The organism is Bacillus sp. PK6-16 (genome assembly GCF_056530295.1).
The window spans coordinates 4,577,501-4,589,470 of record NZ_CP096511.1 but is presented as its reverse complement, the minus strand read 5'-3'; the positions used below and the strand labels follow the sequence as shown (position 1 = coordinate 4,589,470).

The window sequence follows — 11,970 nt, the reverse complement described above, 5'->3', positions numbered from 1 at the left end:
GCTATCTTTGAAAAGAGATAGCTCTTTTTTTGTATATATTTCCTTCTATTAGCGGAATCTAACTAAAAACTTGTTGAAAAGGAAGCTAGGTGGGGAAATTGTTAGAGCTTGAAGGTAACTTATTTGAAGTTATGAAAGAAATTAGGGATGAGTTAGGTTCACCTAATGATTTAACAATTAGAGAAGTTGCTCTTGCTGGGAGTTTTACACGTTGTGCGGTTGTGTTTTTATGTGGATTGACAGATAAGGATAATGTTTATAAATATGTCATTCGCACACTGCAATACGAAGAAATTATAAATGAGGAAGCTGTTGTTCAAACGTTATTGGATCGTTTTATTTCTATCGCAGAAGTGGGTGTAAAGACGAAGTTTCCAGATATTATGAATGCGATATTAGCGGGAGATACAGTTATATTAATTGATAATATTCAAACCGCTATCGTTATTAATAGTAGGGCCTGGGAGAAGCGAAGTTTAGAACCACCAGTGACAGAAGATTTAATACGCGGACCGAGAGTTGGATTAAATGAAGATATTAATGTAAATAAAATGTTAATCCGACGCAGTTTACGCGATCCAAAGTTGAGGTTCCAATCTTATATTATGGGGAAGCGATCGCAGAAAGAAGTAACCCTAGTATATATAGAAGATATTATTAATCCTCACATTGTAAAAGAGTTAGATCGCCGTCTTCAATCAATAGTGACAGATGTCGTTTTGGAAACAGGTACGATTGAACAATTAATTCAGGATAATAATTTATCCCCATTTCCACAGTTTTTGAATACAGAGAGGCCTGATAATATTATAGCCTCATTAGCGAAAGGGAAGGCGGCCATTTTAGTAGACGGATCCCCGTTTGCTCTTATTGCACCACTTGTGTTTGTTGATATTTTTCAATCTGTAGAAGATCATTACGAGCGCTGGGTGATTGGAACGTTATTAAGATTTTTACGTATGGGTTCAGGCATAATTGCGGTTTTGTTACCAGCTATGTATGTAGCACTTGTATCTTATCATCAAGGACTTATTCCTTCTAAACTGGCTTATTCAATTGCAGGTGCGAGGGAAGGTGTTCCGTTTCCTGCATATATTGAAACGTTAATGATGGCCTTGACTATGGAATTAATACGAGAAGCTGGAATCCGATTGCCGAAACCGATGGGACAAACGATAGGGATTGTAGGAGGTCTTGTAATTGGAGAAGCTGCGGTAAATGCAGGGATTGTAAATCCGTTTTTAGTTATTATTATTGCAGTTACTGCGATTGCTACGTTTTCGCTTCCTGTATATAGTATTACGATTACGTTCCGAATTTTACTTTTCGTCTTTGTATTAGCTGCAACGGCTTTTGGGCTGTATGGGATCATTCTAGCTCTGATCGCACTTGCTATTCATATTACAAATTTAACAAGTGTTGGTATACCGTATACAACTCCAATTGCTCCTGCATTTTATAAAGATTGGAAAGAAGAATTTATTCGCATGCCAAAATCGATGTTGAAAGATAGACCAGAGTACTTACAAACAAAAGATTCTACAATACGTCCAAAGGAGCGAAAATAAGTGAAACCATTTGAGTATGGCGATGAAGAGATTGGATCTCGTGAAATTGGGTTTGCGGTATCATCGACCATTATTGGTATAGGGGCATTGTCTATGCCAAGAGATATCGCTAACCAAACTTTATTTTCGGACGGTTGGATTATCTTGCTTTTGGGTGGATTGATCTGCGCAGTTTTAGGCTGGTTTGTGACGAGAGTGGCTATCTTATTTCCAAAACAAAATTTTGTTCAATATACGAGTGCGCATTTGACGAAGCCTGTTGCATACACAATTAGTAGTATTTTAGTATTAACGTTTGCTGCTTTGACAGCATATGAATCGCGAATGATTTCAGTTATTTCTCAAACGTATTTATTTAGTGATACACCAATACAACTACTGTCTTTCTTCTTCTTATTAGTTGTTATTTATGGAATAGCAGGATCAAGAGCAGCCTTATTAAGGTTAAATGTTTTATTCTTACCTATTGTTTTAATTGCGATAGTACTTCTTTCTTTATTGAATATAAATTTAATGGAAATAAATAATTTACTACCAGCTTTTCAAACGAAAGTAAGTCAATATGCTGTTGGAGTTAAAAATTCTATTTTTACGTTTATTGGATTTGAAGTAGCGTTATTTTATGCGGTTTTGCTGAATGATAAGACAGCGAAAAAAGCGCCAATGGCAGTCGCGAAAGCGGTGATGGTAAACGTGCTGTCATACATTTTAATTTATGTAACTTGTATTAGTGTTTTTACTTATATGACAACACGTGGATTGACATATCCAACAATTGAATTAGGGAAAGAAATTGAAATTGGTGGAGGATTTTTAGAAAGGTTTGATGCGATTTTTTTTACGACTTGGATTATTACTATTTATAACACTACAGCAATGTATTATGACGTCGCATCTTTATTGTTTTGTGCTATGTTTCCGAAAGTGAAGAAACAAATTTTTATTTTCGTAAGTGCCCCTATTATTTTTATGGTGAATATGATACCTAGTAGTTTGAATACTTTATCAAGTTATGGGACTTATTTAGCTTGGATAGATATGGGGTTTGTTTTGTTAGCTCCTTTGCTCGTTTTGATTGTATATAAAATAAAAAGAAGGAATGGTGGAAATGAAACACCTTCTTAAAATTATAATGGTTATGGCTTTAACTGGATTTATGAGTGGGTGTTCTGAGTTAGAAGAGATAGAAGAAAGAGGATTTGTAGTAGGAGCGGCTTACGATATTGTGAAGGAGAAGAAAGCGAATCCAATTATGAAAGGGACCTATCAGATGGTACTCCCCAGTAAATTGTCTCAACAGGGTGGACAAGGGGGTGGGGATAGCGAAAATTATATTAATGTTAGTGCAAAAGCAGATAGTGTATTTGAACAAATAAGAATAATCGCCAAAAAAATTAGTCGTACATTATTTTTCCCTCATATACAGGTGATTATTTTCTCTGAAGAATTACTTTCACATCCATACATTTTACAAAATACGTTAGATGTATATATTCGCGATCATGAGATGAGAAGAAATATTCGTTTGTTCGTTTCTAATAAAAATGCCGAAGCTATTTTAAAACAAAGTGCCAAGCCTGAAAATTTACCGGCGCAGTATATTGATATGTTAGCTGAACACCCTCCGAAAAATGCCCAAATGATTGAGGCTGCAAGAATTGGTGAGGTGCAGGAAAAGATGATCTCTAACCGAAGTTTTGTATTACCTATTCTGGAACTAACAAAACAAGGAGTACAAATGAACGGTGCAGCATTGTTTCGTGGAAAGGATAATAAGTGTGTAGGCAATTTGAGTGGGGAAGAAACAGTAGGGATGAATTATATAATAGGTAAAAAAATTGGAGGTTTTTTTACCATCCGTAAAAAGAATCAACTTATTACATATGAAATTCATAAGTTACGTCGAAAAATTAAAGTATCCACAACGAATGCTACAAAACCGAAATTTAATATTCATTTATTTCTGGAAGGTACAATAGCTGAGTTGCACTTTAGTGATCATAAAAAGGTTTTGAATGAAAAGCGTTTAGAGAAGGATATATCGGAAGAAATGGAGGAGCGTATTCAAAAATCGATTAAGCTTGTTCAAAAAAAATATAAGGTAGATGTATTAGAGTTAGGGGAAGTGTATAAGCGACATAATTATAAAGAATGGACAAAAATAAGTAAGAATTGGGATCAAGGCGAAAATTACTTTAGTAATGCTGAAATTACTGTTCATGTTCATCCAACAATTGAACATTCAGGTTCAGCTTTACCGAAAAGAGTGAAATAAGGTGATGAAAGTTGTTTACTGGATTAGGAATTAGTTGCACGATATTAATGGCAGTTCTTCCAGGAACTATATATTTTATTCATAAAAAACTCACAACGTATGGAGCACAGCCGTGGAATACTGATGTGCAAAAAAAGAAACCTGAATAATTTCAGGTTTCTTTCGTGCAAAGCATATGTGAAGGGGGATACCTTCTATGTATGCTTTGCTTTATACAAGCCCTAACCAATGTACCAATTGTGTAGAGAGGAATGTAACAACAATGGCGATAACGGTAGGGATTGCAAACGATAAGAATGTCCATTTTGCACTTTTTGTTTCTTTGTATATGTTAACTAGTGTTGTTCCGCACGGGAAATGAAGAAGTGAGAACAACATTGTGTTTAACGCTGTTAACCAAGTCCAACCATTTTCTAGGAATAGATTTTTAATTTGATTAAAATCATCTATTTCAGTTAAAGCCCCAGTTGATAAGTAAGACATTAATAAAATTGGGATTACAATTTCATTAGCAGGTAGTCCAAGAATGAATGCAGCTAGAATAAACCCGTCAAGTCCTAACATTTTAGCAAATGGATCTAGGAAATTTACAAAATACATAAGTAAGCTTGTGTCACCGATAAAAATGTTAGCAAGTAACCAAGTTAATGCAGCTGCAGGGGCAGCAACAACTATAGCTCGTTTTAAAACATAGATTGATTTATCGAGTGTTGCGCGAACAATTGTATTCCAAACTTTTGGCTTGCGGTACGGAGGTAACTCAAGTGTGTAGTGAGTTGGAACCCCTTTTAAGGCTGTTTTTGATAGTACCCAAGAAACAGTTAATGTCATAATAACACCAATTACAACCATTCCGACTACAACGCCAGCAGTAATCAATGTTTGCATACTGCCTGTATAACCAGCAGCCATAAATAGTGAAGCCATTAAAATTAACATAGGCCAGCGACCGTTACAAGGAACGAAGTTATTCGTTAAAATTGCTAGCATACGTTCACGTGGTGATTCAATGATACGTGTTGACATAATGGCTGCTGCATTACAACCAAATCCCATTGCCATTGTTAAAGATTGTTTCCCGTGTGCGCCGGATCGTTTGAATAAGCGGTCCATATTAAACGCGACACGTGGTAAGTATCCGTAGTTTTCTAATAGCGCGAACATAGGGAAAAAGATTGCCATAGGTGGTAACATAACGCTAATAACAGCACCGATACCACGGAACAAACCAAGTATTAAAATGCCATGTAACCATTCAGGTGCATGCGCAGCTTGGAACCAAGATGTTAAATATCCTTCGGCCCATCCGAAGAATTCGGCAATCATATCAGATGGTACGTTAGCGCCTGCAATTGTAAGATAAAAAATAATAGATAAAATACCGAGCATAATTGGGAATCCCCAGATTGGAGATGTGAAAATTTTATCTAGTTTTTCGGAACGATATAATTTATCAGTATTTGTATATTGGACTGATTCTTTACATATGCTTGCAGATGTTCGGTAAATATCTCCGACTATATCATCTCGTATATCTTCTTTTGAAAGTGTTTGTGCATGTTGAATAATATAGTCTAATGGAAGAGCTTTACTGGCTGAGTGAGATTCCATTAATTACGACCTCCCTTACAAGTGGTTCATTATGGTGTTTTTGAAGTGTAGTTAAGAAATTTTTATCTCCATCTAATATACGTAACGCAATCCAACGTGCTGGATACGTATCACCGAACACTTTATAAATTTGTGGTTCTAATTCCTGAATCATATTTTCGATTTTTTCGCTGTAAGTAATTTTAATTGGTGCTGGAATTAGTTTTTTATTTGCTACTTTTGCAATAACATTTAGCAAATGACCAATACCTACTCGGTTACGTGCTGAAATTTTAACGACAGGTACACCAAGTGATTTTGCTAATTTCTTTTCATCGATAACAATCCCTTTTTTCTCGGCTTCATCAATTAAGTTAATGCAAATGACTACATTATTTGTCATCTCCATCACCTGGAGTGCTAAATTTAAATTTCTTTCCATAGCAGTTGCGTCTATAACAACTACAGTTACTTCTGGTTTTTCAAATATAATATAATCCCTCGCTACTTCTTCGTCTGCGGAATTTGAGTATAGTGAGTAAGTTCCCGGTAAATCTATTAATGTATAATTACTTCCGTTATGTTCATATTCTCCTTCAGCTTTTAAAACAGTTTTTCCCGTCCAGTTTCCAGTATGTTGTTTTAAGCCTGTTAAAGTATTAAATAATGTACTTTTCCCTGTATTCGGGTTACCAGCTAAAGCGATACGATGTTTGCTCATCTGAAATCATCTCCTATTAATACCCCGAAAATAAGGGAGCTTTCTTCTTTGCGCAGTGCAATAGTTGTGTTGCTCACTTGATAAGCGACCGGATCTCCAAGTGGACTGCGTTGCAATACTTTAATCGTCGCCCCTGGGATAAATCCCAAATCTAATAAACGTCGTTTCATAGTTCCTTCTAATTGTATCTTCTCAATTTGTACAAACTCTCCTATTTTAAATTCGGAAAGTGGTTTTATATTAGCCGATACCATAAAAGTTACCTCATCTCTATATTTTTAGTTTGAGTTTAAAAAGTTTCCTAAGGTAAACTTTTTGTTAGTAATATAGTAGACTACATTGGATTATGTTGTCAATTAGTACTTTAAAAATATTCATTTATTTTTAGAATTGTTCCAATTTATTTAGTTGTACTAAAAAATATTACTGAAATTATTTTTAATGTGCATAAATTAGGTGTATAAAAATTACAAAATACAGCGGAATTGTAAATGTAACTTTAACGAAAAGGGAAAAAGAGAGAAAAACATTTACATTGAATTTACATTGTTAAGAATATATTTACATTGCGGCGTAGTTAGTGTGGTTTTTGTTGGATTATTTAACTATAAATGTTGGGATTTCTAGCTTTTAAAGATTATTATCGTCATTTACTTAAAATTAAAAATTGCTTAACACTCACATAATATTGTTGTCCTACAATGAATTTGTGTTCGAAAGAAAATGAATTCGAAAAGTGATAATCCAAATGGGGGTACAAGACATGGTTATGAAAAAAGGTATTAAATTTTCTTTAGCAGCTTTAGTGGTAGCAGGAGCATTAGTTGGTTGTGGGAAAGCAGAAGATACAACTAGTAAAGACACTGCTAAAGGAAGCGATAATACAAAACAAGAATTATCAGGTACGATTGCAGCGGCTGGTTCTACAGCTCTTCTACCTCTTGCGGAGGAAGCTGGAAAGAAATTCATGGAGAAAAATTCAAAAGTTTCTATTCAAGTTCAAGGTGGCGGTAGTGGAACTGGGATTAACCAAGTAGCATCTGGTGCAGTACAAATTGGTAATTCAGATGTTCCATCCGGAGATAAAATAAAAGATGCTGAAAAGGCGAAAGAATTAGTAGATAACAAGGTAGCGGGTATTGCATTCGCTCTTGTCGTAAATAAAGATGTAAAAGTTGATAACTTAACAATGCAACAAGTACAAGATATCTTCACTGGAAAAGTAACAAATTGGAAAGAAGTTGGCGGAAAAGATGAAAAAATCAATGTAATTAATCGTCCAGCTTCATCTGGTACACGTGCTACATTTGAAAAAACGATTATGAAAGACGCGAAAATTAATGATGGAACTGGTACAACACAAGATTCTAACGGTGCAGTAGAGCAAGCGATTAACTCTACTCCTGGTTCGGTGAGCTATTTAGCAATGTCTTACATGGTGGGCGAGAAAAAAGGCGCACTACAAACAGTGAAAATTGATGGTGCTGAACCGAAAGTTGAAAACATCGCGTCTGGTAAATATCCATTCTGGTCTTACGAATATATGGTAACAAAAGGTGAAGCGAAGGAAGCGACGAAAGCTTACATCGATTATGTAAAAGGTAAAGATTTTGAAAAGCAAGTAGAAGATATGGGCTACATTCCAATGTCTAAATTAAATAAGTAATAAAATTTTATGGGGCTGGCTGCAAGGCCAGTCCTGTTCATTTCAATCTGTGAAGTGGGGTCTGTCCTGTGATGAAGGGGAAAAAACAAATTAATTACGTGAAAAGTGAATATATAGGAAGATCACTTGTTACGTTTTGTGGTATTTTTATAGTTTTAATTACATTAGCTATTATTGCGTTTATTTGTGGGAAAGGTATTCAATCTTTTACACAAAGTGGTATCTCATTTACTGAGATGTTAACATCGACAAAATGGAATCCAAATGCTGATCAAGGATCCTTCGGGGCTTTAATTTTCATTGTAGGTTCAACGGTGGTTTCGTTAGGTGCGGTTATTATTAGTGCACCAATTGCTATAGCTCTTGCTATATTCATGAATTTAATTTCGCCAAAGTTTGGAAATAAAGTATTGAAGCCTGTTCTAGAATTGTTAGTTGGTATTCCTTCGGTTGTATACGGATTATTAGGGGTTACGATTTTAGTACCGCTATTACGTGATTCGTTTGGGGGAGTAGGCTTTAGTTTAATTGCAGGTATTGTTGTATTAAGTATTATGATTTTACCTACTATTGCTAGTATCGCTTCTGATGCAATACGTTCTGTTCCATTTGATTATTTAGAAGCTTCTTATGGTCTAGGATCAACGAAATGGCAAGCGATTAGCCGAGTGATTGTTCCTGCTGCGAAAAAAGGGATTTTAACAGGTGTTGTTTTAGGCTTAGCGCGTGCTTTCGGTGAAGCGTTAGCGGTTCAAATGGTAATCGGGAATACGATTAAATTACCAGAAGGAATATATAGTCCGACAGCGACGTTAACTGGTATTTTAACAATGGACATGACGAATACATTGAACGGAACTGCTTGGAACAATGCGCTATGGACTTTAGCGATGATTTTACTTGTTATTTCATTCCTGTTTATTTTAGTAATTCGAGCGATTGGGCAAAGAGGTGAGCGATAATAATGAATGCAAGAACGGTAAATAAAGTTTGGACAGGTATCTTTTATGCGGTTGCGGCTTTAGTTGTAGCTTTGCTAGTGTTCTTAGTATTTGAGATTTTACAAAAGGGATGGGGATTTTGGGATCCTAATTTCTTGTTTGGAGAACCAAGCAATACAAGAGCTGGTGGTGGGATTGGTCCGCAGTTATTCAATTCATTCTACATGCTTGTTATAACGCTTATTATATCTATTCCTCTTGGATTAGGTGCTGGAATATATTTAGCAGAGTACGCAAAACAAGGACGTTTTTTAAATTTTGTTCGTCTATGTATAGAGACGATGGCGTCTTTACCTTCTATTGTTGTTGGTTTATTTGGTTTGTTAGTGTTCGTTACAATGACAGGTTGGGGATACACAGTAATGGGTGGTGCTCTTGCTTTAACTATTTTAAATTTACCGGGTTTAACGCGTGTTTGTGAAAATGCGATTTCAGAAGTTCCTCAGAATGTAAAAGAGGCAAGTCTTGGATTAGGTGCAACGAAGTGGCAAACAATCGCTCGTATTATTATCCCATCGTCATTACCACAAATTATTACAGGGATTATTTTAGCGGCGGGTCGTATATTTGGGGAAGCGGCAGCATTAATTTACACAGCGGGTTTAACATCCCCGATTTTAAATTCAGCAGCGGATTTCTCAAGTCCTGCGCATCCTTTAAATCCGTTTAGACCAGCTGAAACATTAGCGGTTCACATTTGGAAATTAAATTCTGAAGGAGTTATTCCAGATGCGAAGTTGATTGCGACAAAATCTGCAGCTGTATTAATTATTATGGTATTACTATTCAATGTTATTTCACGCTTGATAGCATCTATATTACACAAGCGCTTTACAGGAACGAAAAGAAAAAGTAAAACAACGAAAAAGGTAAAAGCGGCATAAATTATAAAGAGGAACTCTCTATTTATAAGTAGGGGGTTCTTTTGTATTTTAATATAGAAGGAATGGATGTAATGATTGTTGAATTTGTGATTAATTATAAAGAAGAACAGATGTAATTTAGATTGTGGATTCTAGTAAACCTATAGAGCAATATGTGGAAAAAATGATGGATTATATGACTAAATAGAGAGAAGGCGTTATCTTCATTTGTGAAGATAACGCCTTTTGTTTTTAAATATCAGGTGTTTCTGTAGAAGTGCTTATTTTCCTACGGGAGCGTCTTTTTCTCCCGATTTTATCTAATAGTTCATACATAACTGGAACGACTACTAATGTAAGAGCAGTTGAGACTGCCAAACCGCCGATGACAACGACGGCTAAACTTTTTGATACCATACTTCCTGCTTGGGATTGGCCAAATAGGAGTGGGAGCATAGCAACGATTGTTGTAATAGCTGTCATAATAATTGGGCGTAGTCTAGTAGAACCTGCTTCAAGTAAGGCTTCTCTAGTTTCCATTCCATGTTCCCGATTTTGTTGGACTCTTTCTATTAATACAATAGCGTTTGTAACAACAATCCCAATTAACATTAATGCGCCGATCAAGGAATTTACATCAACAGGTGTTCGTGAAATGATTAATCCTAAAATACCACCGACAGCAGCTAATGGTAAGGAGAATAGGATTGCAAAAGGAGCACGTGCTTGCCCGAAGGTGATAACCATAATTAAATATACAATCCCGATTGCAATCCCCATAATTTTGAATAAATCTGTAAAATTCTCTTGCATAGATTCAGTAGCTCCTGCGATATTTACTTTTGCACCACCAGGTAAATCTAAGTCAGTCATCGCTTTATTTACTGCTGTGTTTACTTTACTCAAATCTTCATTTGAAGCTTCGGCTGTAATTTGGATTGTTTCTTTTCCGTCTTTATGGAAAATTTCTGTTTGTGTTTGTTTTTCTGAAATAGTTGCGATGTCTTTTAAAGGTATTGGTCCATTAATAGGTGATAGTATGTTTGTATTTAAAATATCTTCTTGTTTATTAATGTTTTCTTTTTTGTGTTCTATCATAATAGTAGCTTTTTCATTATTAATTGTAATTTCGCCAATAGGTGATTTCTTCATAAGGAATGCCACTTGTTGCGCAGCTATTTCTGGTGTTAAACCTAGTTGTTCAGCCTTTGTTTGATCAATATGAATTTGCCATTCTTTCTTAGAGTCTTCTAAATTTGTTTTTACTTTAGAAAGATCATTCATGCTTTTTAGTTTTGTTTCAACGATAGTAGCCGCCTCTTTTAAATCCGCTTCGTTAGTAGCTGTTACGTTAAATTGTAAGTTATTACCGCCGCCAGAGCTTGAATAACTTGTTTTTATATAATCAAGTTCAGCAGGCTCAAAAGTTTTATGTTCCTTTTTTAACTCTTTAATATATTGATCAATATCAGAACCTTTTTTAAAGACTACGAATATACTAGCGAGGTTATTTTTAGTTGTTTGCCCCCATTGTGCATCTTCTGCGCTAGATCCCATTCGTAAAATAACGTCTGTTATATCTGAATTAGAAAGTAATTTCTTTTCAAAATCAAATGCTTTTTGTTTTTGAGATTCAGCATTATAATCGGCTGGAAATGTCATGTTAATAGATAACATTGTGTCGTCTTCAGATTTTATGTTTGCTTTCGGTAGTAATATATAAGCTGCAATTGATCCTACAAATAATAAAAATGCAGTAAGTAGAATAATGAATTTATGAGAAAGAGCCCACTTTAATGTAGCGACATATCGTGATGAAGAACTTGGCTTTCGATGCTTTGTTTTTTTGAGTAGTAAAAAAGCCATAAGTGGAACAACTGTTAGTGCAACGATTAAGGATGATAATATAGAATATACAACTGCTAATACCATAGGTAACATTAATTTTCCGATTGCTCCTGATACGAGGCCGATAGGTAAAAAAACAGCGACCGTTGTTAAAGTAGAAGAAGTAATTGCGACTGCGACTTCTTTCGTTGCATCGAGAATGATATCTTTAGAGAAAGAATCTTTTTGTAAACGGCGGAAAATATTCTCGATGACAACGATACTATCATCGACGAGACGTCCAACCGCAACAGCTAAACCACCGAGGGTTAAAATGTTAAGTGTAATGTTAGATTGATGTAGTAAAAAGAGTGTTAATAAAATGGATAATGGAATACTGACAACAGCGATGAGTGTTGTTCGGAAGTTACGTAAAAAGATTAAGATAATTAGAGTTGC

11 protein-coding genes and 1 pseudogene (1 of these 12 running past the window's edge) are annotated in these 11,970 nt (G+C 35.3%); 8 read left to right on the top strand and 4 right to left on the bottom strand.

The genetic code is table 11. The annotated features are described in order from the left end of the window. Window positions 1-89: 89 nt before the first annotated feature. The 4 genes from gerLA to M1D66_RS23650 are packed head-to-tail and all read left to right on the top strand — an operon-like array spanning window position 90 to window position 3,992. A complete protein-coding gene (gene gerLA / locus M1D66_RS23665) occupies window positions 90-1,568 on the top strand; it encodes a spore germination protein GerLA (protein ID WP_002023287.1) in 1,479 nt (492 codons plus the stop codon). Then, window positions 1,569-2,693, top strand: coding sequence for a spore germination protein GerLB (gene gerLB / locus M1D66_RS23660; protein WP_000802009.1), 1,125 nt, complete (start codon window positions 1,569-1,571; stop codon window positions 2,691-2,693). Next, window positions 2,677-3,843, top strand: a complete 1,167-nt coding sequence (gene gerLC, locus M1D66_RS23655; RefSeq protein WP_049107274.1) for a spore germination protein GerLC — start codon at window positions 2,677-2,679, stop codon at window positions 3,841-3,843. The genes gerLB and gerLC overlap by 17 nt, the downstream gene beginning before the upstream one ends. Window positions 3,844-3,854: 11 nt before the next feature. Next, window positions 3,855-3,992, top strand: coding sequence for a hypothetical protein (locus M1D66_RS23650; RefSeq protein WP_000493997.1), 138 nt, complete (start codon window positions 3,855-3,857; stop codon window positions 3,990-3,992). Window positions 3,993-4,053: 61 nt separating this feature from the next. On the opposite strand, the gene M1D66_RS23645 is transcribed toward M1D66_RS23650, so the two are convergent. The 3 genes from M1D66_RS23645 to M1D66_RS23635 are packed head-to-tail and all read right to left on the bottom strand — an operon-like array spanning window position 4,054 to window position 6,408. Then, entirely contained in the window at window positions 4,054-5,454 is a 1,401-nt protein-coding gene (locus M1D66_RS23645; protein ID WP_049107273.1) for a nucleoside recognition domain-containing protein, read from the bottom strand. Continuing rightward, window positions 5,432-6,154 carry a FeoB small GTPase domain-containing protein gene (locus M1D66_RS23640; protein ID WP_065223112.1) on the bottom strand — a complete coding sequence of 241 codons (723 nt, stop codon included), beginning with the start codon at window positions 6,152-6,154 and terminating at the stop codon, window positions 5,432-5,434. Before M1D66_RS23640 ends, M1D66_RS23645 begins: the two co-directional genes overlap by 23 nt. Continuing rightward, window positions 6,151-6,408 carry a FeoA family protein gene (locus M1D66_RS23635; RefSeq protein ID WP_000252982.1) on the bottom strand — a complete coding sequence of 86 codons (258 nt, stop codon included), beginning with the start codon at window positions 6,406-6,408 and terminating at the stop codon, window positions 6,151-6,153. The genes M1D66_RS23640 and M1D66_RS23635 overlap by 4 nt, the downstream gene beginning before the upstream one ends. A gap of 509 nt (window positions 6,409-6,917) precedes the next feature. Between M1D66_RS23635 and M1D66_RS23630 the strand changes: the two genes are divergently transcribed. The 4 genes and pseudogenes from M1D66_RS23630 to M1D66_RS23615 form a co-directional block, all read left to right on the top strand. Next, window positions 6,918-7,820: a phosphate ABC transporter substrate-binding protein PstS family protein gene (locus tag M1D66_RS23630; RefSeq protein ID WP_000245108.1), complete on the top strand. Its 903-nt coding sequence runs from the start codon at window positions 6,918-6,920 to the stop codon at window positions 7,818-7,820. A 71-nt stretch (window positions 7,821-7,891) separates the two neighbouring features. Further along, complete coding sequence (pstC, locus tag M1D66_RS23625; RefSeq protein ID WP_000676676.1) at window positions 7,892-8,782, top strand: phosphate ABC transporter permease subunit PstC; 891 nt, start codon at window positions 7,892-7,894, stop codon at window positions 8,780-8,782. Window positions 8,783-8,784: 2 nt separating this feature from the next. Further along, complete coding sequence (gene pstA / locus M1D66_RS23620; protein ID WP_000994141.1) at window positions 8,785-9,705, top strand: phosphate ABC transporter permease PstA; 921 nt, start codon at window positions 8,785-8,787, stop codon at window positions 9,703-9,705. Between the two features lie 121 nt (window positions 9,706-9,826). Continuing rightward, window positions 9,827-9,892: pseudogene (locus M1D66_RS23615) on the top strand (AAA family ATPase); the annotation flags it as partial. Between the two features lie 44 nt (window positions 9,893-9,936). Here M1D66_RS23615 and M1D66_RS23610 read toward each other — a convergent pair. Beyond that, on the bottom strand, window positions 9,937-11,970 hold the 3' portion of the coding sequence (locus M1D66_RS23610) for an efflux RND transporter permease subunit (protein ID WP_242554865.1). It continues 1,011 nt past the right edge of the window; only the last 2,034 of its 3,045 coding nucleotides appear in the window; the start codon falls outside the window, past its right edge — the gene reads right to left on this strand; the stop codon is at window positions 9,937-9,939.